The 23862-nt window shown below is 69.8% G+C and carries 35 protein-coding genes and 1 tRNA gene; 27 read left to right on the forward strand and 9 right to left on the reverse strand.

Features of this window, described 5'->3' with window-relative positions; translation table 11 throughout:
- The first annotated feature begins 1 nt into the window (after position 1).
- Positions 2 to 1117, forward strand: a complete 1116-nt coding sequence (locus E1269_RS20455) for a LacI family DNA-binding transcriptional regulator (protein ID WP_131897957.1) — start codon at positions 2 to 4, stop codon at positions 1115 to 1117.
- A 30-nt stretch (positions 1118 to 1147) separates the two neighbouring features.
- Here the strand turns inward: E1269_RS20455 and E1269_RS32390 are convergent, their stop codons facing one another.
- The 4 genes from E1269_RS32390 to chvE form a co-directional block, all read right to left on the reverse strand.
- A complete protein-coding gene (locus E1269_RS32390; protein WP_162606533.1) occupies positions 1148 to 1303 on the reverse strand; it encodes a hypothetical protein in 156 nt (51 codons plus the stop codon).
- A 122-nt stretch (positions 1304 to 1425) separates the two neighbouring features.
- Positions 1426 to 2676, reverse strand: coding sequence for a multiple monosaccharide ABC transporter permease (gene mmsB, locus E1269_RS20460; RefSeq protein WP_131897959.1), 1251 nt, complete (start codon positions 2674 to 2676; stop codon positions 1426 to 1428).
- Positions 2673 to 4211: a multiple monosaccharide ABC transporter ATP-binding protein gene (gene mmsA, locus E1269_RS20465; protein WP_131897961.1), complete on the reverse strand. Its 1539-nt coding sequence runs from the start codon at positions 4209 to 4211 to the stop codon at positions 2673 to 2675. The genes mmsB and mmsA overlap by 4 nt, the downstream gene beginning before the upstream one ends.
- A 105-nt stretch (positions 4212 to 4316) precedes the next feature.
- Positions 4317 to 5456, reverse strand: coding sequence for a multiple monosaccharide ABC transporter substrate-binding protein (gene chvE, locus E1269_RS20470; protein ID WP_131897963.1), 1140 nt, complete (start codon positions 5454 to 5456; stop codon positions 4317 to 4319).
- A 495-nt stretch (positions 5457 to 5951) separates the two neighbouring features.
- On the opposite strand from chvE, the gene argG reads away from it, so the two are divergent.
- Together argG and E1269_RS20480 are read left to right on the forward strand one after the other, a co-directional pair.
- The gene (gene argG, locus E1269_RS20475; protein ID WP_131897965.1) at positions 5952 to 7391 is read left to right on the forward strand and encodes an argininosuccinate synthase; all 1440 of its coding nucleotides are present in this window, start codon (positions 5952 to 5954) and stop codon (positions 7389 to 7391) included.
- Between the two features lie 181 nt (positions 7392 to 7572).
- Positions 7573 to 8781, forward strand: a complete 1209-nt coding sequence (locus E1269_RS20480) for a serine hydrolase domain-containing protein (RefSeq protein WP_131897967.1) — start codon at positions 7573 to 7575, stop codon at positions 8779 to 8781.
- Between the two features lie 235 nt (positions 8782 to 9016).
- Here E1269_RS20480 and E1269_RS20485 read toward each other — a convergent pair whose 3' ends face one another.
- Complete coding sequence (locus tag E1269_RS20485) at positions 9017 to 9493, reverse strand: MarR family winged helix-turn-helix transcriptional regulator (RefSeq protein WP_131897969.1); 477 nt, start codon at positions 9491 to 9493, stop codon at positions 9017 to 9019.
- 58 nt (positions 9494 to 9551) lie between these two features.
- On the opposite strand from E1269_RS20485, the gene E1269_RS20490 reads away from it, so the two are divergent.
- Entirely contained in the window at positions 9552 to 10466 is a 915-nt protein-coding gene (locus E1269_RS20490; protein WP_131897971.1) for an LLM class flavin-dependent oxidoreductase, read from the forward strand.
- Between the two features lie 124 nt (positions 10467 to 10590).
- On the opposite strand, the gene E1269_RS20495 is transcribed toward E1269_RS20490, so the two are convergent.
- Entirely contained in the window at positions 10591 to 11496 is a 906-nt protein-coding gene (locus E1269_RS20495) for an NUDIX domain-containing protein (protein ID WP_131897973.1), read from the reverse strand.
- Position 11497: 1 nt separating this feature from the next.
- Positions 11498 to 11968: a DUF6328 family protein gene (locus tag E1269_RS20500; protein ID WP_131897975.1), complete on the reverse strand. Its 471-nt coding sequence runs from the start codon at positions 11966 to 11968 to the stop codon at positions 11498 to 11500.
- 96 nt (positions 11969 to 12064) lie between these two features.
- Here E1269_RS20500 and E1269_RS20505 point away from each other — a divergent pair, with 96 nt between their 5' ends.
- The 3 genes from E1269_RS20505 (at position 12065) to E1269_RS20515 (ending at position 14551) form a co-directional block, all read left to right on the forward strand.
- On the forward strand, positions 12065 to 13135 hold the full coding sequence (locus E1269_RS20505) for a hypothetical protein (RefSeq protein ID WP_131897977.1): 1071 nt from the start codon (positions 12065 to 12067) through the stop codon (positions 13133 to 13135).
- Positions 13136 to 13225: 90 nt separating this feature from the next.
- Positions 13226 to 13310: transfer RNA gene (locus tag E1269_RS20510), tRNA-Leu, on the forward strand.
- A gap of 80 nt (positions 13311 to 13390) precedes the next feature.
- Positions 13391 to 14551, forward strand: coding sequence for a tyrosine-type recombinase/integrase (locus tag E1269_RS20515; protein ID WP_131897978.1), 1161 nt, complete (start codon positions 13391 to 13393; stop codon positions 14549 to 14551).
- Here the strand turns inward: E1269_RS20515 and E1269_RS20520 are convergent.
- Both E1269_RS20520 and E1269_RS20525 read right to left on the reverse strand, forming a co-directional pair.
- Positions 14548 to 14730, reverse strand: coding sequence for a hypothetical protein (locus E1269_RS20520; RefSeq protein ID WP_131897980.1), 183 nt, complete (start codon positions 14728 to 14730; stop codon positions 14548 to 14550). The two genes, E1269_RS20515 and E1269_RS20520, sit on opposite strands and share 4 nt — an antisense overlap.
- A gap of 1094 nt (positions 14731 to 15824) precedes the next feature.
- Positions 15825 to 16256 carry a helix-turn-helix transcriptional regulator gene (locus E1269_RS20525; protein ID WP_131897982.1) on the reverse strand — a complete coding sequence of 144 codons (432 nt, stop codon included), beginning with the start codon at positions 16254 to 16256 and terminating at the stop codon, positions 15825 to 15827.
- 163 nt (positions 16257 to 16419) lie between these two features.
- Between E1269_RS20525 and E1269_RS20530 the strand changes: the two genes are divergently transcribed.
- From E1269_RS20530 to E1269_RS20610, 20 genes are all read left to right on the forward strand, one after another.
- Positions 16420 to 16677 carry a helix-turn-helix domain-containing protein gene (locus E1269_RS20530; protein ID WP_131897984.1) on the forward strand — a complete coding sequence of 86 codons (258 nt, stop codon included), beginning with the start codon at positions 16420 to 16422 and terminating at the stop codon, positions 16675 to 16677.
- Positions 16678 to 16765: 88 nt separating this feature from the next.
- Positions 16766 to 16975 (forward strand): helix-turn-helix domain-containing protein, encoded by a 210-nt coding sequence (locus E1269_RS20535; protein ID WP_131897986.1) that lies wholly within the window; start codon positions 16766 to 16768, stop codon positions 16973 to 16975.
- Complete coding sequence (locus E1269_RS32395) at positions 16972 to 17148, forward strand: hypothetical protein (RefSeq protein WP_162606534.1); 177 nt, start codon at positions 16972 to 16974, stop codon at positions 17146 to 17148. The genes E1269_RS20535 and E1269_RS32395 overlap by 4 nt, the downstream gene beginning before the upstream one ends.
- Before the next feature lie 10 nt (positions 17149 to 17158).
- Positions 17159 to 17323: a hypothetical protein gene (locus E1269_RS32400; protein WP_162606535.1), complete on the forward strand. Its 165-nt coding sequence runs from the start codon at positions 17159 to 17161 to the stop codon at positions 17321 to 17323.
- Entirely contained in the window at positions 17320 to 17805 is a 486-nt protein-coding gene (locus tag E1269_RS20540) for a hypothetical protein (RefSeq protein ID WP_131897988.1), read from the forward strand. Before E1269_RS32400 ends, E1269_RS20540 begins: the two co-directional genes overlap by 4 nt.
- 135 nt (positions 17806 to 17940) lie before the next feature.
- On the forward strand, positions 17941 to 18183 hold the full coding sequence (locus tag E1269_RS20545; protein WP_131897990.1) for a hypothetical protein: 243 nt from the start codon (positions 17941 to 17943) through the stop codon (positions 18181 to 18183).
- Positions 18180 to 18362: a hypothetical protein gene (locus E1269_RS20550; RefSeq protein ID WP_131897992.1), complete on the forward strand. Its 183-nt coding sequence runs from the start codon at positions 18180 to 18182 to the stop codon at positions 18360 to 18362. The genes E1269_RS20545 and E1269_RS20550 overlap by 4 nt, the downstream gene beginning before the upstream one ends.
- The gene (locus E1269_RS20555; RefSeq protein ID WP_131897994.1) at positions 18359 to 18718 is read left to right on the forward strand and encodes a hypothetical protein; all 360 of its coding nucleotides are present in this window, start codon (positions 18359 to 18361) and stop codon (positions 18716 to 18718) included. Before E1269_RS20550 ends, E1269_RS20555 begins: the two co-directional genes overlap by 4 nt.
- Positions 18718 to 19089: a hypothetical protein gene (locus E1269_RS20560; RefSeq protein WP_131897996.1), complete on the forward strand. Its 372-nt coding sequence runs from the start codon at positions 18718 to 18720 to the stop codon at positions 19087 to 19089. Before E1269_RS20555 ends, E1269_RS20560 begins: the two co-directional genes overlap by 1 nt.
- Complete coding sequence (locus E1269_RS32405) at positions 19086 to 19262, forward strand: hypothetical protein (RefSeq protein ID WP_162606536.1); 177 nt, start codon at positions 19086 to 19088, stop codon at positions 19260 to 19262. The genes E1269_RS20560 and E1269_RS32405 overlap by 4 nt, the downstream gene beginning before the upstream one ends.
- A complete protein-coding gene (locus E1269_RS20565) occupies positions 19259 to 19471 on the forward strand; it encodes a hypothetical protein (protein WP_131897998.1) in 213 nt (70 codons plus the stop codon). The genes E1269_RS32405 and E1269_RS20565 overlap by 4 nt, the downstream gene beginning before the upstream one ends.
- A complete protein-coding gene (locus tag E1269_RS20570; protein ID WP_131898000.1) occupies positions 19468 to 20145 on the forward strand; it encodes a lambda exonuclease family protein in 678 nt (225 codons plus the stop codon). The genes E1269_RS20565 and E1269_RS20570 overlap by 4 nt, the downstream gene beginning before the upstream one ends.
- Position 20146: 1 nt before the next feature.
- Positions 20147 to 20638: a DUF7448 domain-containing protein gene (locus tag E1269_RS20575; RefSeq protein WP_131898002.1), complete on the forward strand. Its 492-nt coding sequence runs from the start codon at positions 20147 to 20149 to the stop codon at positions 20636 to 20638.
- Positions 20639 to 20640: 2 nt separating this feature from the next.
- Entirely contained in the window at positions 20641 to 21210 is a 570-nt protein-coding gene (locus E1269_RS20580; RefSeq protein ID WP_131898004.1) for a hypothetical protein, read from the forward strand.
- Positions 21211 to 21213: 3 nt separating this feature from the next.
- Positions 21214 to 21519, forward strand: coding sequence for a DUF3850 domain-containing protein (locus E1269_RS20585; RefSeq protein WP_131898006.1), 306 nt, complete (start codon positions 21214 to 21216; stop codon positions 21517 to 21519).
- Positions 21516 to 21812: a hypothetical protein gene (locus E1269_RS20590; protein WP_131898008.1), complete on the forward strand. Its 297-nt coding sequence runs from the start codon at positions 21516 to 21518 to the stop codon at positions 21810 to 21812. Before E1269_RS20585 ends, E1269_RS20590 begins: the two co-directional genes overlap by 4 nt.
- Positions 21809 to 22462, forward strand: coding sequence for a hypothetical protein (locus tag E1269_RS20595; RefSeq protein WP_131898010.1), 654 nt, complete (start codon positions 21809 to 21811; stop codon positions 22460 to 22462). Before E1269_RS20590 ends, E1269_RS20595 begins: the two co-directional genes overlap by 4 nt.
- Before the next feature lie 87 nt (positions 22463 to 22549).
- Positions 22550 to 22999 (forward strand): hypothetical protein, encoded by a 450-nt coding sequence (locus tag E1269_RS20600; protein WP_131898012.1) that lies wholly within the window; start codon positions 22550 to 22552, stop codon positions 22997 to 22999.
- Positions 22996 to 23241 (forward strand): hypothetical protein, encoded by a 246-nt coding sequence (locus E1269_RS20605; RefSeq protein ID WP_131898014.1) that lies wholly within the window; start codon positions 22996 to 22998, stop codon positions 23239 to 23241. The genes E1269_RS20600 and E1269_RS20605 overlap by 4 nt, the downstream gene beginning before the upstream one ends.
- A complete protein-coding gene (locus E1269_RS20610) occupies positions 23238 to 23651 on the forward strand; it encodes a hypothetical protein (RefSeq protein ID WP_131898016.1) in 414 nt (137 codons plus the stop codon). The genes E1269_RS20605 and E1269_RS20610 overlap by 4 nt, the downstream gene beginning before the upstream one ends.
- The last annotated feature ends 211 nt before the right edge of the window (positions 23652 to 23862 follow it).

A 23862-nucleotide genomic window follows, 5' to 3' on the forward strand; every position in this document is an offset into this window, starting at 1 on the left:
GATGCGGGACGACGCGAAGCCCTCCGACGACGGCGCACCGGCGGCCGGCGACGGTCCGGCCGGGGACGGTGAGGTGCGGCGCTCGGGGCGCGTCCGCACCGGTCCCGCCCGGGTCACCATCAAGGACGTCGCCGAGCGCGCCGGTGTCACCAAGGCCACCGTCTCCAAGTACCTCAACCGCGCGCACGGCTACGCCATGGCACCGTCCACCCGCGAGCGCATCCGGGCGGCCATCCAGGACCTGGATTTCCAGCCCAACCCGCTCGCCCGTGGCCTGACCCGCAGTGCCACCACCACGATCGGGCTGGTCGTGGCCGACATCCGCAGCCAGTTCTACCCGGAGCTGGTGCACAGCATCCAGGTCGCCACCGAGGGCGCCGGGTACACGCTGGTGCTCGGCAGCTCCGGCGACGACCCCGCCCGCGAGCTCGACATCGTGCGGTCCATGGCACACCGCCGGGTCGACGGCGTCGTGCTGGTGGCGGTGCGGTCGGCGAGCGACAACATCGAGTATTTGCGGCAACGGGGCATCCAGATCGTGCTGGCCAGCCGCGACCTGCCGGAGCTGGTGGCCGACACCGTCGTCGTCGACAGCCTCGCCGGTGCCAGGGCTGCGGTCCGGCACCTGCGCGACCTGGGCCACCGGCGCATCGCGCACGTGGGTGGCGAGCTCACGGTCAAGCCGTTCGCCGACCGACGGCGCGGGTTCGAGCTGGAGACGGCGGACCTGGCCGGCCGGGCCGAGCTCCCCGCGGCCACGGCCGCGTCGACCATCGAGGGCGGCCGCGCCGCCACCCGCGGCCTGCTCGACGTCGAGCGGCCGCCCACCGCCATCTTCTTCGCCACCGACACCATGGCCCTCGGCGGCCTGATGGCCTGTGCCGACCTCGGCCTCGAGGTACCGCGCGACGTGTCCATCGCCGGCTTCGACAACGTCACCGTCGGTGAGCTGCCGGGCATCGGGCTCACCACCGTCGACAGCGACGCCGCCCGGGTCGGCGAGCAGGCCACCGAGCTGCTGCTGCGGCGCGTCCTCGGCTCCGGCGACGCCGACCCCGTCCTCATCACCCGCCCAGCCGAGCTGGTCGTCCGGACCTCCACCGCACCGCCGCGCTAGACCACTCGCCAGCGTCACGGGGCCCTGCGCTCAACGGAACGCGGCGACGTTGCGCCGTACCCAGTCGGCGAAGCCGCCCGGCGGCCGGTCCGCTCCCGCGGCGTGGTTGCTGCCGGCCCGGTCAGTGCGGTCCGCGGCGCTGAGCAGGTGCGCCTTGCCGCCGCCGTCACTTTGCCTCGTGATCATCAACGATCGCTGACATCACGAGGATCGTGTGTGCTTCACCATGCTTGCAACCCTGGTGAAGCGCGAGAACGCCTAGTGATGTCACGAATCGTTGATGATCACCGGAGCACGCGGCCGCGGGGTCAGCGGGAGGTGCCGGCGCGGCGCTTGTTGTAGATGTCGAAGGCGACCGCGAGCAGGAGGACGAGGCCCTTCACCACCGACTGGATCGACTGGTCGACGCCCATGAGCTGCATGCCGTTGCTCATGACCGCCATGATCAGGCCGCCGACCATGGCGCCCACGACGGTGCCGACGCCGCCGGTCACGGCCGCACCGCCGATGAAGGCCGCCGCGATCGCGTCGAGCTCGAACATGTTGCCGGCGGCGGGCTGCGCGCCGTTGGACCGCGAGGAATAGATGACGCCGGCCACCGCGGACAGCAAGCCCATGTTGACGAAGATCCAGAAGTTCACCGTACGCACCCGCACGCCGGACAGCATCGCCGCGGACAGGTTGCCGCCGATGGCGTAGACCTGCCGGCCGAAGACCGTCCGCTTGGTGACCACGCTGTAGGTGAGCACGAGGACGCCCAGGATGATCAGCACGATCGGCAGTCCGCGGGCGTGCGCCAGCTGCCAGGCGAAGTACATGATGACCGCGCCCACCGCCACCACGCGGGCGATGAACAGCGGGAACGACTCCACCGGCTGGTTGTAGCGGATGCGCGCCACCCGGGTGCGGAACCCGCTGACCGCGTAGCCCGCGACCGCGACGGCGCCGATGAGGAGCGTGAACGCGTCGTAGCCCTGTCCGCCGATCAACCCGTTGAGAAATCCGTTGGCCACCCGCTGGTACTCGGACGGGAACGGCGACAGCGAGATGTTGTCCAGCACCTGCAGCGTCAGGCCGCGGAACAGCAGCATGCCGGCCAGCGTGACGATGAACGCCGGGATGCCGATGTAGGCGACCCAGAAGCCCTGCCAGGCACCGACCGCGACACCCACGACCAGCGCCGCGATGATGCCGACCCACCACGTGTAGCCCTGCTGGATGACCAGCACGGCCGAGACCGCCCCGGTGAGCGCCACGACCGACCCGACCGACAGATCGATGTGCCCGGCGATGATGACGATCACCATCCCGATGGCCAGCACCAGGATGTAGGAGTACTGCAGCACGATGTTCGTGATGTTGCCCGGGCTCAACAGCACGCCGTCAGTCATGATCGCGAACAGGGCGACGATGACGACGAAGGCGACGTAGATGCCGCTCTGCCGCAGGTTGCGCGTCACCAGGGTGCGCAGGTTGCTGGTCCCGGTGTGCAGGGCGGCGGCCTGGGCGCTCTCGGGCGTGGCCTTGTCCTCGGCCTCGGGGCGCTGGGTGCTGGTCATCCGACGCGCTCCTTGTCCTTCGTCATCAGTTCCATGAGGTGCTCCTGGGTGGCCTCGCCGACCGGGACCTCACCGGTGATGCGTCCGGCGGCGAGGGTGTAGATACGATCGCAGACGCCCAGCAGCTCGGGCAGCTCCGACGAGATCACGATGACCGCCTTCCCGGCGGCCACCAGCCGGTTGATGATCGTGTAGATCTCGAACTTCGCGCCGACGTCGATGCCGCGGGTCGGCTCGTCGAGGATCAGCACGTCGGCGTCGGCGAACAGCCACTTGGACAGCACGACCTTCTGCTGGTTGCCGCCGGAGAGCTTCCCGACGGCGGTCATGACGCTGGAGGTGCGGATGTTCAAGTCGCGCCGGCTCTCCTCGGCGATCTTGATCTCCTCGTTGCCGTTCACCCACCCGCGCCGCGACAGCTTGCCCAGCGCCGCCGCCGAGACGTTGTGCCGGACGTCCTCGATGAGGTTGAGCCCGTAGCGCTTGCGGTCCTCGGTGGCGTAGGCGATGCCGTGCTCGATCGCCTCGGCCACCGAGCGGGCCTTCACCTCGCGGCCGCGGACGAACAGGCGGCCGGTGATGTCGCGCCCGTACGAGCGACCGAACACGCTCATCGCCAGCTCGGTCCGGCCGGCGCCCATGAGGCCGGCGATCCCGACGACCTCGCCGGCGCGGACGTTCAGCGCGGCGCCGTCGACGACCTTGCGGTTCTGGGTGGGATGCCACACCGTCCAGTCCTCGATCCGCAGCACCTCCTCGCCCGGGTCCGACGTGCGGTCGGGGTAGAAGCTCTCCAGGTCGCGTCCGACCATGCCGCGGATGATCCGCTCCTGCGTCACGTCGCCGGAGTCCATGGCCAGGGTCTCGACCGTGCGGCCGTCGCGCAACACCGTGATGGAGTCGGCGATCTCGGTGATCTCGCCCAGTTTGTGGGAGATCATGATGCAGGTGATCCCCTGGTCGCGGAGCCGGCGCAGCAGGTCGAGCAGGTGCGCGGAGTCGGTGTCGTTGAGCGCGGCGGTCGGCTCGTCCAGGATCAGCAGCCGGACCTCTTTCGACAGCGCCTTCGCGATCTCCACCAGCTGCTGTTTGCCGACCCCGAGCTGGATGACCGGCGTCACCGGGTTTTCCACCAGGCCCACCGACGACAGCAGCGACGCCGCCTCGGCGTTGGCGCGGTTCCAGTCGATCAGGCCGCCCCGGCCGCGGCGCTCGTTGCCGAGGAAGATGTTCTCCGCGACCGACAGGTACGGCACCAGGGCGAGCTCCTGATGGATGATCACGATGCCCATGGACTCACTGTCGCGGATGCCGTTGAAGGCCACCGTCTCGCCGTCGTAGACGATCTCGCCGTCGTACGAGCCGGCCGGGTGCACCCCGGACAGCACCTTCATCAAGGTCGACTTGCCGGCGCCGTTCTCGCCGCAGATCGCGTGAATCTCTCCGCGGCGGACCACGAGCGCGACGTCCTCCAACGCCGTCACGCCCGGGAAGGTCTTCGTGATGCCGCGCATCTCCAGGATCGTGTCGTTCATCGGCGTCCTCATCATGTGCCGAGCCGCCACGTCTGAAGACGTGTGCACGCCCGCCCGCGGTCCACGCGGGTGCGCACGTCTCCAGACGTCGCGGCGATGGAGTTCTCAGCCCTCGGTCTGGCCGGCGGCGACCTCCTCGGCCGTGTAGTAGCCGGAATCGACGAGGATCGGCTGGATGTCGTCGCGGTACACGGTCTCGACCGGCAGCAGGTACGACGGGACCACCTTGACGCCGTTGTCGTAGGTCTCGGTGTCGTTGGCCTCCGGCTCCTCGCCCTCCAGGAACGCCTCGGCCGCGATGACGGCCTGCTCGGCCAGGAGCCGGGTGTCCTTGAAGATGGTCGAGTTCTGCACACCGTCGTTAATCAGCTTGACCGAGGCGATCTCCGCGTCCTGGCCGGTCACGACCGGAATCGGGTTTGCCGCGGCGCCGTAGCCGGCGTTCTGCAACGCGGTGAGGATGCCCCGCGACAACCCGTCGAACGGCGACAGGACGCCGTCGACCCGGGACCCGTCGCTGTAGCTGGAGGTCAGCAGATCCTCCATGCGCCGCTGGGCGGTCTCCTGCTGCCAGCGCAGGATGGCCACCTGCTCGATGTCCATCTGCCCGGACTTCACCACCAGCGAGCCGTCGTCGATGAACGGCTGGAGCGTGTCCATGGCGCCGTCGAAGAAGAAGTGCGCGTTGTTGTCGTCCAGCGAGCCGGCGAACAGCTCGATGTTGAACGGGCCGGTGGCCGTGCCGGGCGAGCCGTCCTCGGTCTGCAGTCCGAGGCCCACCAGCAGCGCGGTGGCCTGGGCGACGCCGACCCGGTAGTTGTCGAAGCTGACGTAGAAGTCGACGTTCTCGCTGTCGCGGATCAGCCGGTCGTAGGCGATGACCGGGATGTCAGCGTCGGCGGCGGCCTGCAGCTGGCTGCTCAGAGCGGTGCCGTCGATGGCCGCGATGATCAGGACGTCGGCGCCCTGGGTGATCATCTGGTCGACCTGCTGCGACTGGGTGGGGATGTCGTCGCCTGCGTACTGCAGGTCGACCTGGTATCCCAGCTCCTCCAGCTGCTCGCGCACCGAATCGCCGTCGGCGATCCACCGCTCCGAAGTCTGTGTCGGCATGGACACCCCGATGACGCGGTCCTCCGGCGCGGCAGACTCCTCGTCGCCGCTGCCGGCGCCCTCGCCGCCGCAGGCCGCCACCGTCAGCGCCAGAACGGCACCGCCGATCACCGCCACGAATCGTCTGTTCACAGGGCCCTCCCTCTCGAAACCGGGCGTCACGACCCCCGAGCGATCACAGTTGGCTGTGAACGCTAACAGCTTGTTGACAGACCGTTCGACACACCGTCGTCACGATCTGATAACAGGATTTGTTGGATCGAACGACCTAATCACCGCGCTTCTTCGGGTTCCTGTGAGTCGCCGACCGCGACGGCCACCCCTGGCTCGTTGAGCATGGAGTAAATCAGCTTCCGGGTCGCTGGGAACCCTGATCTACTCCATGATCAACCGGGCGTGGGACGCAATGTTCACAGAGTTCTCCCAGACGCTCTGAGAAACCGGCCAGCCCGGCCCGCCACGATCTCGCCCATGTCGGTGATCGACGTACGGGGCCTGACCGAGCGGACGAGGGCGGTCACGAGCTCGACGTCGCCGCACCGCTCCTGGACGCGACCCGAGCGCCTCGGTCTCGTGCGCACCAAGGCGGGTTTGCATGACCATGCAGAGTGCTGCATACTTTTGCTCATGGCCAAGGTCATCACCTCCCTGCCCGTCGGCGAGCGGGTCGGCATCGCCTTCTCCGGCGGCCTCGACACCTCGGTGGCGGTCGCCTGGATGCGTGACAAGGGTGCGGTGCCCTGCACCTACACCGCCGACCTCGGGCAGTACGACGAGCTGGACATCGACTCCGTGCCGGGGCGGGCCAAGCTGTACGGTGCCGAGATCGCCCGACTGGTCGACTGCCGCGCCGCACTCGTCGAGGAAGGGCTGGCCGCGCTGACCTGCGGCGCTTTTCACATCCGCTCCGCCGGCCGGTCGTACTTCAACACCACTCCCCTGGGCCGCGCGGTCACCGGCACGCTGCTGGTGCGGGCCATGCTCGAGGACGACGTCCAGATCTGGGGCGACGGCTCGACGTTCAAGGGCAACGACATCGAGCGGTTCTACCGGTACGGCCTGCTCGCCAACCCGAGCCTGCGCATCTACAAGCCGTGGCTCGACGCCGCCTTCGTCGGCGAGCTCGGCGGCCGGAACGAGATGAGCGCGTGGCTGCGCAAGCACGACCTGCCGTATCGCGACAGCGCCGAGAAGGCCTACTCCACCGACGCGAACATCTGGGGCGCCACCCATGAGGCGAAGACCCTGGAGCACCTCGACACCGGCATCGAGACGGTGCAGCCGATCATGGGCGTGCGGTTCTGGGACCCAGCCGTGGAGATCGCGCCCGAGGACGTCACCATCGGCTTCGAGCGGGGCCGGCCGGTCACCGTCAACGGCGCCGAGTTCGCCTCGCCGGTCCAGCTCGTCATGGAGGCCAACGCCATCGGCGGCCGGCACGGGCTGGGCATGTCCGACCAGATCGAGAACCGGATCATCGAGGCCAAGAGCCGCGGCATCTATGAGGCGCCGGGCATGGCGCTCCTGCACGTGGCGTACGAGCGGCTGCTCAACGCGATCCACAACGAGGACACCGTCGCCAACTACCACGCCGAGGGCCGCCGGCTGGGCCGGCTCATGTACGAGGGCCGGTGGCTGGACCCGCAGGCGCTGATGCTGCGCGAGTCGCTGCAGCGGTGGGTCGGCTCCGCCGTCACCGGCGAGGTGACGCTGCGGCTGCGGCGGGGCGAGGACTACTCGATCCTCGACACCACCGGCCCGGCGCTCAGTTATCACCCGGACAAGCTGTCGATGGAGCGCACCGCGGACTCCGCGTTCGGCCCGCTGGACCGCATCGGCCAGCTCACCATGCGCAACCTCGACATCGCCGACTCGCGCGCCAAGCTCGAGCAGTACGCCGGCTTCGGCATGGTCGGCACCGGTCACGCCGAGCTGCTGGGCGCGGCCACCCACATCGACCTGGTCGGCGAGCTGCCCGAAGGCGGCGCCGAAGCCATCGCCTCCCGCGGCGGCGTCGACCCCGACGAAGCCCTGGACCGGGCCGCCATGGAGTTCGGCACCGACTGACGGCTCGCCGCCCGGCCTCAGTCGATCACGGCGGCGAGTACGTGTACCACGAGAACGACGCCGTTGGGCGAATCGCGCCGATCGGCGGGCTCTCAGCGCGCTCTTAGAAGGCCCTTAGACACGTCTCATCCGCCGCCGGGATCGTGATGGCGACCCATCCGACCCCACGGGAGACGCCACAATGACCGACACGACCGATGCCTCCCCTCTGCCGGAACGACGACCGTCGCGACGAGCCGTGCTCGGCGTGGCCGCGACGGCTCTGAGCGCCACCGCCGCGGTCTCCACCGCCACCGTCGTGCCGGCGCACGCCGGCGGTGGTGGTTCGGTGCCCAAGGACCTGCGACCCGGCGGCGCGCTCGACCGCTTCCTCGCCCAGCGCGCGGCCGACGACGAGTTCTCCGGCACGGTGCGACTCTGCCACCGCGGCCGCGCGGTGCTGACCCGCTCCTACGGCATGGCTAACAAGGAGACCGGCGTGCCGAACCGGACCAGCACCCGCTTCGACCTCGCGTCGATGACGAAGTCGTTCACCGCCGTCGCGGTCGCCCAGCTCGTCCAGCGCAAGATCGTGCGCCTGGACGACACCGTCGGTGCCTACCTGGACGGCTTCGCACCCGCCGTCGCCGACGCCGTCACGGTCCACCACCTGCTCACCCACACCTCCGGCTTCGGCCGCCCGCCGACGCAGGGCGGTCCCCCGCCGCCCCCGGCGCCCGACGGCGTCGAGGAGACCTGGGACGCCCGTATGGACATCCTCCGGGCGCTGGACCGGACCGACCTCCCGCCGGGCAGCACCTTCCAGTACAGCAACGACGGCTTCTTCCTGCTGGGCGCGATCGTCGCCGCCGCCTCCGGCCGGCCGTTCCACGACTACGTCCGCGAGAACGTCTTCGAGCCGGCGAAGCTGCGCGACACCGACTTCTACACGCAGCCGGAGATCCACGCGGACGACCGCATCGCCCGGCTCTACCGGCGGACGAACGACGGGTGGGTCGACTACACCACCGAAGACCACTTCCGGTACATCGGCGGGCCCGACGAGGGCGCCAGCTCCACCGTCGCGGACCTGCTCACGTTCTCCCAGGCCCTCACCGACGGCGAGACCCTGCTGGACCCGCCCTACGCCAACCTGATCACCGGCCCGAAGACGCCGACGCCGGAGAAGCCCGAGCTGCCAACGGACCAGGGGTTCTACGGCTACGGGCACGGCTGCGCCATCGTCAACGGGGACCGCGTGTATGGACACTCCGGCAGCGGCCCGGGCCGCGCGGTGAACCTCGACGTCTTCCCTGACCTGGACTGGGTGGCGATCGTCCTGGGCAACTACCAGGTCAGCATCGACCCGGTCGTGGCTCTGGCCCGCGACCTCATCACCACGTCCCCATGATCATCAACGGTTGGCGACGTCATAGTGTCGCCAACCGTTGATGATCACGGCCAGCACCCGGCGAGTTGCGGTTCGGGTCACGAACTAATATGGTTCGTGATACGAATAAGATGTCGTCCCGATCGGGAGTTTGACAGCATGGACCGCACGATTGGCATCACCGGCGCAGGCCACGGCGAGTTGGACGGTCCCCGGGCCTCGCGCCCGCGCGGCGCGGCGGCCCACGGGCCCGCGCTCAGCCGCGCGTGGCGGGCGCCGTGTCGTCCCACTCTGGGAACGTCGTCGGGACGTTGTTGTCCCGGACGACCCGGCTGAGCAGCTCCCCCAGCGTGGCCCGTTCCGCGGCGTCGAGGCCGGACGGCAGCTGGTCGACGCGCTCGCAGGTCGCCAGGTAGAACGCCTCGCCGAGCTCGCTCCCCTGTTCGGTGAGTGAGACCCGCACCGCGCGGCGGTCGTCGGGGTCGGGCTCGCGGACCACCAGGCCGCGCTGGGAGGTCCGGTCCACCAGCTCAGTGAGGCTCGACTTTGCCAGTCGCAGCATCGCGCTCAGCTCACTGATCCGATACGGCTGCGCCATCAGCACGCACAGCAGCTGTCCCTGCTGTGGGGTCAGCCGGTACTCGCGCGCGGACTCCGCGTACACCGCGGAGACCAGGAAGCTCGACCGCACCAGCGCGCTGACGACGCCCAGATTTCCCTCGACACTGCCCATTCGCCCAGCGTACCAAGCATGGTTCGCCCTGCGAACCAACCAGATTCAGGAGTGACTCATGACGCCGACTCGCACGGCATGGTTCGGTATCGGGATCTCGAGCGCGGTCGCGGAGGGACCGCGGACGCTGCGGCTGGCGAGCCAGGCCGACCGCGACGAGCTGGACCTGTTCAGCGTCTCCGACCACCCGTACGTCAGCGACCGCCTGGACGCCTACTCCCTCGTCGGCATGGCGCTGGGCCGCACCCAGTCCATCGCCGGCCTGGTGAACGTCACCAACCTCCCGGTCCGCCCTGCACCGATGCTGTCCCGGACCGTGACCTCCCTGGCAGCGCTGTCCGGCGGCCGGATCGTGCTCGGCATGGGCGCCGGCGGCCTGCTGGCCGAGAGCGCCAAGCTCGGCGTGCCGCTGCTCGACCCCGCCGCCGCGGTTCGTGCACTGGAAGAGGGCATCACCCTGATCAGGGCGCTGTCCGGCGGCGGTGCACCGGTGACCTTCGACGGCGAGTTCTTCCAGGTCACGCGGCTCGAGCCCGCCGCGACCCCCGCGCCACCGGTGTGGACCGGCTCCAACGGGCCGAGGTCGCTGGCCGTCACCGGCCGCTCGGCCGACGGCTGGATCCCCGGCCACGCCGCGGACTGGCTGAGCCACCGCTACCGCACGTCGCGCCCCGTCATCGACGAGGCCGCGGTCGCCGCGGGCCGCGACCCGCGCGACGTCGCCACCATCTACAACCTGCCCGGCCGCATCACCGCGACGCCACTGGCCGTTACCCGCGACGACGACAACCGCTGGGTCGGCGGGTCGGTCGGCCAGTGGGTCGAGGAGCTCACCGGCGCCGTGCTGGAGCACGGGGCGTCCGGGTTCACCTACTTCCCGACCGGCGACACAGAGCCCGAGGTCGCGCTGGCGCACTGGGCCCAGGAGATCGTCCCGGCGGTGCGCGCCGCCGTCGCCGCCGACGCGGCATGAGGCGCCCAGGACGGTGGGGCAAGACCGGCGAGGGACGGACGGGGGCCTCGCATCACCCGTGAGCGATGAAGGCGACAGTGACCATCCGGGTGTTTGCCCCACCCGGCGACCAAGGGATCCCGAGTCAGGCGCGCACGGCCCGGCGGGTCAGCTCGAACAGCGTCGACGGGCCCACGCTGCGGCCGCCGGCGGAATCGATACGCGCCCGCAGCTCACGGTCGGCCGTCACCGCGACGACGTGGTCGCCCTGCCGGGCCTGCCGAGCCTGAGCGACGACGTCCACGATGGTGTCGTCGCCGCCGCGGGGCGCCTCGACGACGCTGACACCGTCGACGGACGGAACACCGCGGGCCTGCCCCTCGGTCACGAGCACGACCGACGGCCACCACAGCATCGCCGGGAGCCCCAGCGGCTCCGCCGGCACCGACGACAGGCGCACCAACTCGTCGCGCAGCCGCGTCGTCGCACCCTTGCGGTCGCGCCACCAGCCGTCCGGGCGCGAGCCGACCACATTGGCGGCGTCGACCACCAGCACCAGACGGCGGTGCGCCTGGTCCAGGATGCTCGGCCACATCGCGCCGAACGCCGGCAGCAGCGGCAGCGCCTCGACATCGCCGACCGGGGTCCAGACGATGTCGAGGCTCTCGGGGTCGCTGGGGTGCGGCTCCACCGGGCGGTCGGCCGTCGCGACGACGGTCGTGTACGACCACGGCCCGTGGTCCTCGACCCAGGCATGGCTGGGCCACACCGCGTCGGGCGGGATAGCGGCCTCCTCCGCGGCCTCGCGCAGCGCCGCCTCCAACGCCGTCTCCGTCGACGCCCGCGCACCGCCCGGCACCCCCCACGTGCCGCCGTGGTGGCTCCAGTGCGCGCGGTGCTGCAGCAGCACCCGCCGCACGACCCCGTCGTCGTCGACGGGGTGGCCGTCGACGAGGAGCAGTCCGGCGGCACCGTGCAGGCCCCAGTGCCGCTGCCCGCAGGCGCACTCGATCCAGCCGTCGCCGTCGTGCCGGTGGTGAACGAGAGTCACGTCAGTTCCGCTGCCTGACCGCCGCGGGGATGACGTACCAGTACACGGAGAACCAGGCGAGCACGGCGACGGAGACGCCGATCGCCACCTCGCGTTCCAACACCACGTCCAGGGCGATGAGCAGCCCCCCGCACGCGGCGAGCATGAGCAGGAACAGTCCCGCGGCGGTCATCTTCGAAGCCATCGGGATCATTCTGTCGCGCAAACGGCGCTTGAACACCATCCGGTGGAAAGACACCGGTGCGATCAGCAGTCCCATCGCCATCGCCGCCAGCACGATCGTCACGGCGAACACGTCGTGGACGAACTCGTCGGACTCGCGGAACGGCGTCGTGAACGCGATGGTGAGCAGGAAGGCGAAGAGGATCTGAACGCCGGTCTGCGCGATGCGCAGCTCCTGCAGCAGCTCATTCCAGTGCCGGTCGAACCGGCTGACCTCGTCCTCGGCACGTTCGTAGCGTTCGTCGGTCACGCCCGTCCTCTCTCGGTGGGGCAGTGCGTACCCATTGTCCGTGTTCATAGCCGTCGCGTCGCGGTCCCGCCAGCGAGGGTCGGTAGAGTCCGGCACGTGGCTGAACGGGACGAGCTGGCCGAGTACGAGCGCCGGTTCCGGCGCAGCGGGCTCCCACTCTTCATCGAGGACTACTCCGCCAGCGAGGACATCTTCACCCGCGCGACTCCTTTCCTGGGGCTGGTGTTCGTCGGCGAGATGCTCGGCGCAACCGAGCTGGAGTGGCCGCTGCTGGTCAACATCTCCGCCGCCCTGGGTGGGTTGGCCATCCTGGTCACCGCGTTCGGCCTGGTCAACCGGACCCGGAAGCGACCTTTCCTGTCGCTGCCGCGCGAGGTCGGCCGGCCCGAGCTGGCCGCGTTCGTCCTGCTGCCGGCGCTCCTGCCGCTCATCTTCGGCGGCCAGTGGCGGCAGGTCGCCGGGCTGGTGGCCGGCAACCTCCTGCTCCTCGCGCTCGTGTACCTCGTGGTCGGCTACGGGCTACTGGCCACCGTGTTCTGGGCGTTCACCCGGATGGCCGACGAGCTGGCCGCATCGCTCGGGCGGCTGGTGCGAGCCCTGCCGCTGCTGCTGATCTTCTCCCTCGTGCTGTTCGTCAACGCCGAGATGTGGCAGATGTACGGGTCCATGCCGCGCCCGTTCGTGCTGATCGTGATGGCCCTGCTGCTGGGCCTGGGGCTGGTGTTCCTCGCCGTGCGCGCGCCCGGGCTCGTGCACCAGCTGGAAGACGACCTCGGCGGCGGATCGCCTCCGTTGAGCCGGCGCCAGCGCCTCAACGTCGGCCTCACCCTGGTGGTGAGCCAGGCACTGCAGGTCGTCGTCGTCAGCGCGGGCGTCGGCGCGTTCTTCGTGGCCTTCGGCATCCTCGCCGTCACCCCGTCCGTCGGCGAGGCCTGGGCCGGCACCGAGGGCGCCTGGCAGTACCCGTTCGAGTTGTTCGGCCACGACGTGCAGCTGACCGAGACCCTCCTGCGGGTCGCCGGCGGCATGGCCGCGTTCACCGGCCTCTACTACGCCATCTCCATCCTCACCGACTCCACCTATCGTGACGAGTTCATGGCCGGCGTCACCACCGAGATGCGCGGCGTCTTCGAGGCCCGGGCGCGCTACCTCGCCCTGCGCGGCTAGCCTCGTCCGCGGCCGGCCCTGGTTGGACAGAGGACCCAGCGAGTTTGGTACAGTTACCCGGCCGCTGGCGCTCACGAAGCGCCCGCACCAGTCCGGGTGGCGGAATAGGCAGACGCGCTAGCTTGAGGTGCTAGTCCCCGTCAAGGGGGTGGGGGTTCAAGTCCCCCCTCGGACACTGCTCTGACCTGCTGTTTCTTGACGTTACCAGAAGGAAGGTAACGTGACAAGGTAACCAGAGACGGCAGGAGACGGAATATGGCGTTCATCCAGACCCGCCTGACCAGCAAGGGCGAGGAGCGCTACCGGGTGGCTGCGCGTGTCAACGGCAGCATCAAGTGGCAGACGTTCGTCGAGGCCAGCGGCGCGGCGCAGTTCTCCGACCTCGTCGACCGCATCGGTGGAGAGGCTGCCGTCGAGGTACTCCGGGTCCGCCGCGGCTCCCCGTCCGGTGGAACAGTGCCGACGGTGGCCGAAGCACTCACTGACCACATCGAGCACCTGTCCGGCGTTACCCGAGGTACTCGCAAGGACTACGAGAAGATCGCGCGCCTGTTCGCCAAGTCCGCACTGGGCCCGCTCCCGGTCGACGCCGTCACCAAGGACGCCGTCACCAAGTGGGTCAACACGCAGACCGTCGCCGCCAAGACCGTGCGCAACCGGCACGGCCTCCTGTACGCCGCAATGGAGCGGCAGGTAGAACTGGGCAACATCCACGCCAACCCGTGCAACAGCGTGAAGATCGGCCGGTCCGAGCGCGCGGAGATGACCATCCTCAGCTACGACGAGTTCGAGGCCATCCGCGACGAGCACCTGCGCAAGCACTGGCGCCCATTCGTGACCCTGCTCGCCGGCACCGGTCTGCGCTTCGGCGAGGCGACCGCCCTGCAGGTGCGCGACTTCGACCTGTCCGCCACTCCCCCGATGCTGCGCGTGGCCCGGTCGTGGAAGTTCATTCGCGGTGAGAAGCCGGAGCTCGGGCCGCCGAAGACCCGGATGGGCCGGCGCGTCGTGTCGCTCGGGCCGGAGGTTGTCGTCGCCGCCACTCCCCTGCTGCAGGGGCGCCCGCGCGACGCGTTCGTCTTCACCAACCTGCGCGGCGGCCCGATCCGGCAGAACAGCTTCCACGAGATCTGGTCCCGCGCGCTCGACGACGCCAACGACGCCGGCGTGACGGACAAGCGCCCACGCGTGCACGACCTTCGCCACACCCACGCAAGCTGGTTGATCGCCATGCGCGTGCCGCTCCCGGTCCTGCGCGTGCGTCTCGGCCATGAGTCCATCACCACGACCGTCGACACGTACGGCCACATGGCCGACGACGCACTCTCTGTCGCGGCGCAGGCCGCGTCCCTGGCGATGACACCCACGCCGGCGGCCATCGAGGGCGCGGACGAGACCGTGCCTGGCGACGACTAGCCGTACAGCACGCGGCCAAGGACCATTCCGCCGAGCAGCGGGCCGTCCGCACCGAGCAGGTCGTCGAGAAGGTCGTCGACGATCGGAGCGTTCACGCACGTGTCCAGTACCTGCTCGAGGTCCACGCACAGCAGTGGCGGGTCGGCCGGCTCGACGGGGGGCTCGATCGTCGGCGTCACGGTGGGCGTCGGGGTCGGCGTGGGGGTCGGGCTCTCCGTCGGCTCCGGCGGCCGCGTCGGTGTTCGGGTGGGTGACGGCTCCGGTGGCTCAGGCGTAGGGGTGGGTGAGCCCGACGGCACCGGGGGGACTGGTGCCGTCGGGCTCGACGTCGGCGACGGCAAGGGCGATGCCGTCGGCGACGGTCCCAGCCCAGTTGGGACTGGGACGCCTGGTTCCAACTCAGGTGGCGCCTCAGTTGGGTTACGCCCGAGTGCGCCCGCGGATGCCGACGGGTCGGGCAGCTCGCCGATCGCCCGCGGTGGGGCCGGCTCCCCGACATCCGGGTTCATGCCGTCCGGTCCGCGGAACGCGAACACGCCGAACAACAGCGCGGACGCAAGCGCGAGTGCCGTTGCCGATGCGGTGGGATGCTGCCGGATCTCACTGGCTGCGCGGTGCGCAACCTCGGCGGCGATGGCCACGGCGCCACCACCCTTGACGAGGCGCCACGCCTGTTTGCGTGTCGCACGCTCGCGCTGCTTTCGCCGCCCTTCAAGCTCAGTTAGGCGTGCGTCGATGTCCCCGAAGCGCTCCAGTGCCTCTTGCCGCTCGCGGGTCAGTTCCTCGATCTCTCCGCTGAGATCGTCTACGTTGTTACCCTGCACCCGTTTGACCGTAGTTCCTGCTATCTGTGCTGGACAGGGAAACTCTCCCTGTTGATGCCGAATTGTCACTCACGCTGGGTGTGGCATTCCATGCAGCGGACGACCCTCCCCGCGTAGACCCCGTTCGGCCCGCGGACGTAGTGGACGAGGTGCTCCGTGTCGCGACCGCACCTCTCACAACGCCGAGTCACCGTACCTGTCGCCGCCATGGTTCCCGCCCCTGCACGTTGCCTAGATCACGGCCGACACGGTACCCGCATATAGGCGGGGAGTCCATGCCTAGGGCACGCTCACCTCGTGGCACGGGGACGCGATGTTCACCTCTACGTCCAAGCGGACGATGAGGTGTTGTGGCGCTGGGCGGAACAGCAGGCAGCCGAACGGCGGCTGTCTCTGTCGCAGTTCGTGGCGCTGCTGATTGAGGGTGCGCGGCGGGAGTCCGGCGAGGGCTAGCCCGCCCGGCGGCGGCGCTTCTGCGCTTCCAGATCGGCCAGGGCTGCGCGTGCTCTCTGCTCGAGCGCACCGTTCATCCGCTTGCCGACCTCGTCCAGCAACTCCTCGTTGGTCATCCTCGCAGGGACGGGCACGGATGTCGGTCGCTCGGATGGCAGTAGCTCCAGAGCGCGAAGGATGTCCTCAGCTGGCACATCCATAGCCGCGATGAACGCCTTCAGTTGCGACAGGACGGGCTCGGTGATCTCGCCGTTCTCCCAGCGGATCAGCGTGGCCCGGCTCACGCCCGTCGCGTCGGCAGCCTGGGCGAGAGTAAGTCCGGCGCGAGTCCGGGCACTGCGAACCGTCTCGGCGAACGCTCCTCGGACCTCACCACGTCGAGCCACGGGTTCACCGTAGGCGACTTTTTCACGCCTGTCGCGTCTCATGCGCGAGACTCCCGGACGGGCGCTGCGGGGGTCGCGACCTGCCGGTCTGCGATCTGCTGGCCTTCGGTTCGGTCCCATGAATGAGACTGTACGACTGTGAGCTGGCAAAAGTCAACGCCTCCAACCTCTTGACGGTCGCATGCATGAGACCTACCTTTGTCGCATGCCTGATACCGCACCCACTCCCGCCGGTCGCATAAGCGAGACCTTCCGGTTGCGCCGAGAGGTCTACGACCGGCTCGTGGAGGCCAAGGGCGCTGGGACGGTCGAGCAGCAGGTGCGCCTGACCGGCGTGGCAAGAGCGACCCTCTTTCGCATTCGCGGTGGCGACCCGCCCAGCCTGACGTCTGCCGTGAAGATCGCCGATGCACTCGGCGTCCCACTGAACGCCCTCTTCGAGCGCGTCAAGGACACGGCATGAGCGGGCAGCCGCCACCCCCTCCCCCGCCTCCGACGCGGCCACCGGACAACCGACCGCCGACTAAGCCGACCGGGAAGGGGAGCGCGTGATGGCCGGCCCACTGACCACCGCCGAGGTCGCCGACCGGCTCGGCAAGTCCAAGAAGACGATCAGCCAGCACGCCAAGCGCGGCCACATCCCCGGCGCCTTCCAGCCCTTCGGGAAGGACTGGCGCTTCGACCGCGACCAGTTCGAGGCGTGGCTGGACGCGCAGAAGGCCGGCGACCCGTGGCGAGCACCGAAGGGAGCCCGGCGATGACCCGCACCATCCACGACGCCGGCGACTCGCTTCGCCACCAGGTCGTCTACCTGCTCATCACCATCGTCGGCGCCGCGTTCCTGTACGCCGCGCTGTCCCTGGCGACGTTCGCCGCAGACGCCATCACTGGCCCGTCCGGCGGCGTCGGTCAGGGCTGCTGCAAGAACGACTGAGGGGGATCTCATGAGCAAGTCGAAGGCCGATCGCCACAAGAAGTCCGGCGACGAGTACGAGAAGCAGGGCGGCGACAAGGCCACCCGCAACGCCGTGGACGTCGTCCGCGCGCAGGAGGTCGCGGAAAGGCAGCGCATCGAGGCCGCGAAGGCAGAGCTGAGGCGGGACCGGTGACCACCCACACCCACGAATCCCCGCGCGAGGTGCTGCTGTCGATGGCCCGCGACTCCGGCGAGTACTGCCGCCGCCACGGCAACGAGGAGCGGGCCCACGAGTGGGACGTGCTCGCCGCCGAGCTGACCGAAGGTCGTTGCACCGGCCACTCGTGGACCGGCATCCCGACGCCCGATGCGGTCGGCAAGCGGATGCGGTTCTGCACCCGCTGCAACCGGCGCGAGCTGGTGGAGGTCCGCGGCGAGCACGGACCCGAGCTGGTCGAGCTGCGTGACGGCTGCGTGTCCACGTTCGTGCCGACCGGGCCGAGCCCGTGCTTCGACACCTCACAGACCGACGGCGGGGCCGCCGTCAGCCGTGTTGCTGACGCGTCCACTGATGAAGAGGCCATGGCCTCAGGTGGTGAGAGCGCCCCGTCGTCGCCCGCATTGCACGACCTGGACGACGTCATCGCCGAGTTGGGCATCGACGTCGCCACCTGAGACGCCGGCTGCCCTGGGCCGGAGGTGCCCCCACCGTCACCACCCAGGGCAGCCGGCAGCCACACCGCAAGCCGCGGCCCTCGCTCCACCGCCAAGCAGACGCGAGGGCCACAGACAAGAACGGAGTGTACGCCGATGTGCGCTGACCCGACCCACGCCGAGGCGGTGAACGAGAACCGCCTCCTGCGCCAGGCGAACGAGTACCTGCAACGCGGCTGGCCGCACGCGTGGATCAGGCACCCCGACGGTGACCCGCGCTGGCACGTGTTCGTCGTCGACTTCGACCCCGTGCACGGTTTCACCCACGACGACCACCCGACCGACTCCTACGCCGAGGCGTGGGCGTGGGCCGACGGAATGAGGAGGCTGCTCCGTTGAGCAGGTTCAGCGGACCCCAGGGCAAGGGCGCGCTTCGCCGCCACCGCGAGGACAAGCGGCTAGAAGCGGCTGACCGGCGCGCGGCACGTGAGCACGCGGTGCTCGCCGAGCGTGACCCGGCGAGGCAGCTGCTCACCGAGATCTTCGCCGAGCCCGACGACGAGGGGAGCGCGACATGAGCGCCCGCGAGGATCTGACCGACCTGATCCGCGGCGTCGAGTCCATCGCGGGCGAAGACTCCGCCGTTCGGCCGTGGGACAGCACCCTCGTCGAGGAGGAGGCCGCGCCCATCGCCGACGCCATCCTCGCCGCCGGGTGGCGGCCGCCGTCCCGGACCGTGAGCACCGTCGAGGATGCGGACTCGCTGCCTGACGGGACGCTGCTGTACTCGCCGAGGACCGGCCATGCCTGGTCCCCGCGCAACGGCAGCCGCCAGGCGCGCTGGGCCAGCCCCACAGGAGGCATCTACCGCTACACCGACCACTTCATCGAGCACCAGGGCCCGATGACGGTGCTCCACGAGGGCGGTGCGTGATGACCGGCACCCCTGACTTCGACCTGGCCCGCGACATGACGGAGGCCGCAGAGATGAGCGCGGCGGACCACGGAGTGGCCCCGCACGTCTGCGAGGACGACGCGTGCGCGGTGGTGGACGTGACGGCCTTCTTCCGCGGCCAGGTGAGCATGCACGACCGCGAAGAGTTCGCGCGCCACCTGCTCGCGTCCGACTGGCTCCGCAAGCGCGACGCCGAGGTGGCCGCGAAGGCGGTCGAGGACGCCCGCGACGAGCTGAGCGACTTGATGGCCAACCATCACCTGCAGGGCGGCCGCCACACCCGCGCCAGGTGGGCCGTCGCGTGGCTCGACCAGATCGCCGCCCGCATCCGAGCGGAGGCGACGACGTGAGCTGGACACCCGACGGCCAGTACGTGCCCCTGACCGAGCTCGACGAGCGGCCGGTCTGTGGCGACTGCGGCGGCACCGGTGCGGTGCGGGTCTACGTCGGCTACCGCGCCGGCGGCACACAGACCCGCGCGTGCCCGACGTGCGTCCTCGGCATCCCGGAGGCGGAATTATGAGCGCCCGGATCACCGCCGACAACGTGCGCATCGAGCGGCGCGACCCGCAGCTCACCGGCGGCGTGCTCATCGAGGCGCACGTGCGCGGCCAGCGGACCACGTACGTCGTGGACTACAACCCCGCGTGGGGCGACCAGTGGTACTGCTCCTGCGGCCGGGCGCCGGGGTGTCCCCACATCCGGGCGACGCGGGAGGTGGTCTCGCGATGACGCTGCACACTTACGCCGACCTGCTCCAGGGCAGCGACGAGTGGCTCGAGGCCCGGCGAGGCATCGTCACAGCGTCCGTCGTGGGCCAGCTCGTCACGCCCAAGACGGTCAAGCCCGCCGAGAACGTCCACTCCCGCGCGATCGTGAACCTCCTCGTCGCCGAGCGCATCACTGGCTGGGTCGAGCCCGAATACGTCGGCCACGACCAGATCCGCGGCAGCCTCGACGAACCCGTGGCCCGCAGCCTCTACGCCGAGCACTACGCACCCGTCACCGAGGTCGGCCTCATGATCCGCGACGAGGGCAGCTGGCGACTCGGGTTCAGCCCCGACGGGCTGGTCGGCGATGACGGCTTGATCGAGATCAAGAGCCGCCGGCCGAAGGAGCACCTGCGGACCATCCTCGCCGACGAGGTGCCGATCGAGAACGTCGCGCAGATCCAGTGCGGGCTGCTCGTGTCCGGCCGCCAGTGGTGCGACTACGTGTCCTTCTGCGGCGGCATGGCCTTGTGGCGCAAGCGCGTGACCCCGGACCCACGCTGGTTCGACGCCATCCTCGCCGCCGTCGAGACCTTCGAGCAGACCGCGGCCGAGATGGTCGCCCGCTACCAGGCCGCCGTCGCCGGGCTTCCCGCGACCGAACGCGGCACCTACGAGATGGAGATCGTGATCTGAGATGACTTTCAAGCCGATCGAGGGAACCGCGTCGTCGTGGCGCACTGAGCCGGGCGTGATCAGGCTCAACGAGGAGAACCAGGACGAGATCACCCAGCTCCTTCTCTGGCGCAAGGTGACCAAGGTCGACGGCGAGCATCTGCTGCTCAACGACGGGACCGTCATCAAGGCGATCGGCCACGAAGGTGGATGCGCCTGCTCGGCGGGTGACTACGACCTTTCGGTACTCAATGGCGTGGACAACGTCATCACGCGTGTCGCGTTCGACTACTGCCCCACTGGCGATGACGAGGGTTGGGGCGACGAATCGACCGCAGCTCAGAGGTGTGAGTACGAGGCACGGGAGGACAGGTACGAGGGCCACTACCGGATCTTCGTGTTCGCCGAGAACCAGCGCATCAACCTCATGCAGTTCGACGGCTCGGACGGCAACGGTTACTACGGCACTGGCTTCGAGCTGCTGGTTCGCCCCGCCGAGACAAAGGGCGACTGACCATGACCTTCGACATCTCCGAGACGCTCGAACCCAACTCCGACCAGCTCGACGCGATCGAACTGATCGGTGGCCCGAGGACATTCACGATCACAAGCGTCAGCAAGGGCAACGTCGAGCAGCCCGTGCAGGTCCACCTCGCCGAGTTCCCCCGGGTGTGGCGGCCGTCCAAGGGGATGCGACGCGTCCTCGCGGCCGGCTGGGGCGTGCAGTCGTCCGCGTGGGTCGGCCGGCGGGTCACGCTCTACTGCGATCTCAGTGTCACGTTCGGGAAGGAGCGGACCGGCGGCACACGTATCAGCCACATGTCCGACCTGCCCGACGGCAAGCCGCTGTCCGTGCCGCTCTTGGTCACTCGCGGCAAGTCGAAGCTCTTCACCGTCGAGCCGCTGACCGAGCCGACGACCCCTAGCGAGCCGACCGCCGAGCAGGTCGCCGCGTCCACCGACGTCAAGGCCCTCCGCGACGCGTGGAAGGTGTCCTCGCCGGACCGCCGCAAGCAGATCGAGGCGCGCGTCGCCGAGCTGACCGCCGACGCCCCCGCCGACCCCACCCAGCCCGAGACGGAGTGACCCGTGATCCACGAACTCAAGACCGTCCCGCCGTGGTTCGAGCGCATCGTCGAGGGCGAGAAGACGGTCGAGGTCCGCAAGGACGATCGCGACTTCCAGACCGGCGACACGCTGCGCCTGCGCGAGTGGGACCCGGAACGCAACCCGGTCTACCGGACCGGCGACGGCTACCACCGGTACACCGGCCGCGAGGTCGATGTCGCCGTGACCCACGCCCTGCGCGGCTTCGAGGGCCTGGCCGACGGGTGGGTGGCGCTGTCCATCACCGTCGTCACCGGGTCGCGCCGGATGCGGACGGAGGACGCGTGACCGTCACCTTCCTCGTCCTCGCCGCCCTCCTCGTCGGTGTCCTGGCCGGCTGCGCGCTCGCTGAGTGGCGCGCACCTGAGCACGCCGACCCCAAGGACCCCGGCTTCGAGGACGTCAACCCCGCACCGTTCGTGCCCACGCGCCGAGCTGGCTGGCTGACCGCCGCCGTCCTCGACTGGCGCCAGCACCAAGCGTTCTTGCGGTCCGTCGCCTACGTCGGCATGCAGTCCGCCGCGCGCGGGCCAGCACCCACAGGACTACCGCGCCGGAAGGCGACGAGGAGAACGAAGTGACCACCCCGACCCCGACCTACGCGCACACCGACCGTGACGGCGACCGCCTCGAAGCCTGGCAGCTCGCGGAGTTCGAGTGCGAGGACCCCCGCCTAGTCATGGTCCGCCCGGGCAGTCCGGACAGCGAGGAGGTCCGCATTTCGGTCTACCTCCCCAAGGACCCCGCCGAGTTGCACAAGCTGACCGAGGCCATCCACGGTCGCGAGATCGAGTACATCCAGTACAAGGACGGCGAGAACGCCCACACCCTCACCCCGAACAGCGTGGGCGGCCGCAAGGTCGCCGCCATCGTCTACGAGGACGAGCTGCCAGAGGTCAAGGCGGAGGAGACGGAGCGCCTCTACCGAGCGGGCGGAACAGTCACGCCAAAGGCGATGGCGACCCCTCAATGGCGCGTGAAGAGGCTCTACCGCGAGGCGTTGGAGCATCTCGCGCTCGCCCGCCACATCGAGGCCCGTGACGCCGCCGCTAAGGAGCAGGAACGCGCCGAGGAGGAGCGGGTCCGCACCAAGGCTCAGGCACTCGCGCTGATCGCCCGGGAGGCCGAGGGCGTCGAGCCGCCGTGGCACGACATGTCGCCCGCCCGCCAGAACGGCTGGCTGGCCGTGGCCCGCCACGTCCTCGCGGGTGAGGAGGCCGGCCGTGGCTGACCACCTCATCTACGGAACAGGACTCGGCTTCATCGCCGGGTTCGCCATCGCAACGCTCACCTGGGCGTTCCTCACCCGGAGGTACCGATGACCGCGAACCGTGAGCAGCAGCGCGAGCGGCTGGAGCGTGTGCTCGATGACTGGGAGTGCACCCCCATGCCGCAGCCAGACTTGTCCGACTACCTGCTCGACAACGGCGTCACCGTCGAGGAACCCGAGCAGCCCGACCCCGACCCCTGGCCCGTCCCCGGCAGCGTCGCCATCGCCACCGTGGGCCGCCGCAAGGGTGCCCAGGTGATCTGGGACGGTGCGGACTGGTGGGAGATGGGCAACGGTCAGGCATGGTGCCGGGGAACGCACGCCGTCACCGTCACCTCCCGCGCCGTCGTCGTCACGGAGGCGGCCGTCGAGGAGCTGGCCGCCGAGTTCGACCTACACGCGCAGGCATTCGCTCCGGAATCGCCCGGCTGGGACGCCTGGATCTCAGCGGCGAAGGCTCTCCGCCAGTTCGCCGCGAGGCTGGGAGGTGGCCGATGAGCACCCTGCCCCGCCCCGACTACGTCACCGAAGACCCGTCCGACTACCACCACCCAGGCGAGCCGCACACCTGGTTCATGCCGTCGCGCCCGGAGATCGTCACGCGTGACATCGCCGGTCGTCGGAACCCCAACAGTGGCCGCACCTGGCTCGTGCTGCCGTGCAACCACTGGCCATGCAAGGCCGTCCGCCTGGTCCGCGTCGGAGCCATCCTGCGCATGGCTGAGGACGGCACCCGATGAGCGCCGACGACCAGCGCGAGCAGCGGCCGGTGCTCGACCTCGACGCGCTGGAGCGGATGCGCGAAGCGGCCGAGACCACCGGCGACTGGTACGCCCGCATCCACGATCGCGGCCACTCCTGGCTGGTTGAGGGGTGCAGCGAGTGGGAACGAGCCGCGACGTGTGACCACGAGTCGGACGCGCGCCTGATCGCTGCCATGTGGACAGCCCTGCCCGACCTCATCGCCGCCGCGCGCGAGCGGGACGCGGCGCGCGAACGGCTCGGCGAGCTCGAGCACCGCGCCGTCGCCTACGCGGCCGCCCTCGACGCCGCCGTGGCCCAGCTCGGGCACGCCCACACCGAGCACTGCCACCTCACCTACATCGCGTGCGAAGCGGCGCGCTGGGTCAGAGATCGGGGGCAGCCGTGACCTGGGGCCACGTCCTGCTCGCACTCCTGCCCGCCCTCTGGGTCGCGGCCTGGTGGGTCCGGCAGCGCAGAGACAGAGAGGGGGAGCAGTGAGGGACCTCGCACCCAGCGACACCAAGCCATGCCCACGCTGCGGAATCAGCCGCCAATGGCGCCCAGACCGACCCGCCCTATGCGGCGACTGCAAGCTCGTCCTCCGCGACCTCGGCGAG

The sequence above is a fragment of the Jiangella asiatica genome (assembly GCF_004349065.1).
Lineage (GTDB): Bacteria > Actinomycetota > Actinomycetes > Jiangellales > Jiangellaceae > Jiangella > Jiangella asiatica.

Coding starts and splice junctions, on each gene's coding strand:
- mmsB (WP_131897959.1), bottom strand. CDS start 2,676: ATGACCAGCACCCAGCGCCCCGAGGCCGAGGACAAGGCCACGCCCGAG.
- E1269_RS20515 (WP_131897978.1), top strand. CDS start 13,391: ATGGCGTTCATCCAGACCCGCCTGACCAGCAAGGGCGAGGAGCGCTAC.
- E1269_RS32400 (WP_162606535.1), top strand. CDS start 17,159: ATGAGCAAGTCGAAGGCCGATCGCCACAAGAAGTCCGGCGACGAGTAC.
- E1269_RS20575 (WP_131898002.1), top strand. CDS start 20,147: ATGACTTTCAAGCCGATCGAGGGAACCGCGTCGTCGTGGCGCACTGAG.
- E1269_RS20535 (WP_131897986.1), top strand. CDS start 16,766: ATGGCCGGCCCACTGACCACCGCCGAGGTCGCCGACCGGCTCGGCAAG.
- E1269_RS20560 (WP_131897996.1), top strand. CDS start 18,718: ATGACCGGCACCCCTGACTTCGACCTGGCCCGCGACATGACGGAGGCC.
- E1269_RS20490 (WP_131897971.1), top strand. CDS start 9,552: ATGACGCCGACTCGCACGGCATGGTTCGGTATCGGGATCTCGAGCGCG.
- E1269_RS20580 (WP_131898004.1), top strand. CDS start 20,641: ATGACCTTCGACATCTCCGAGACGCTCGAACCCAACTCCGACCAGCTC.
- E1269_RS20525 (WP_131897982.1), bottom strand. CDS start 16,256: ATGAGACGCGACAGGCGTGAAAAAGTCGCCTACGGTGAACCCGTGGCT.
- E1269_RS20530 (WP_131897984.1), top strand. CDS start 16,420: ATGCCTGATACCGCACCCACTCCCGCCGGTCGCATAAGCGAGACCTTC.
- argG (WP_131897965.1), top strand. CDS start 5,952: ATGGCCAAGGTCATCACCTCCCTGCCCGTCGGCGAGCGGGTCGGCATC.
- E1269_RS20600 (WP_131898012.1), top strand. CDS start 22,550: ATGACCGCGAACCGTGAGCAGCAGCGCGAGCGGCTGGAGCGTGTGCTC.
- E1269_RS20545 (WP_131897990.1), top strand. CDS start 17,941: ATGTGCGCTGACCCGACCCACGCCGAGGCGGTGAACGAGAACCGCCTC.
- E1269_RS20555 (WP_131897994.1), top strand. CDS start 18,359: ATGAGCGCCCGCGAGGATCTGACCGACCTGATCCGCGGCGTCGAGTCC.
- E1269_RS20565 (WP_131897998.1), top strand. CDS start 19,259: ATGAGCGCCCGGATCACCGCCGACAACGTGCGCATCGAGCGGCGCGAC.
- E1269_RS32390 (WP_162606533.1), bottom strand. CDS start 1,303: ATGATCACGAGGCAAAGTGACGGCGGCGGCAAGGCGCACCTGCTCAGC.
- E1269_RS32395 (WP_162606534.1), top strand. CDS start 16,972: ATGACCCGCACCATCCACGACGCCGGCGACTCGCTTCGCCACCAGGTC.
- E1269_RS20485 (WP_131897969.1), bottom strand. CDS start 9,493: ATGGGCAGTGTCGAGGGAAATCTGGGCGTCGTCAGCGCGCTGGTGCGG.
- E1269_RS20570 (WP_131898000.1), top strand. CDS start 19,468: ATGACGCTGCACACTTACGCCGACCTGCTCCAGGGCAGCGACGAGTGG.
- E1269_RS20480 (WP_131897967.1), top strand. CDS start 7,573: ATGACCGACACGACCGATGCCTCCCCTCTGCCGGAACGACGACCGTCG.
- E1269_RS20610 (WP_131898016.1), top strand. CDS start 23,238: ATGAGCGCCGACGACCAGCGCGAGCAGCGGCCGGTGCTCGACCTCGAC.
- E1269_RS20455 (WP_131897957.1), top strand. CDS start 2: ATGCGGGACGACGCGAAGCCCTCCGACGACGGCGCACCGGCGGCCGGC.
- mmsA (WP_131897961.1), bottom strand. CDS start 4,211: ATGAACGACACGATCCTGGAGATGCGCGGCATCACGAAGACCTTCCCG.
- E1269_RS20605 (WP_131898014.1), top strand. CDS start 22,996: ATGAGCACCCTGCCCCGCCCCGACTACGTCACCGAAGACCCGTCCGAC.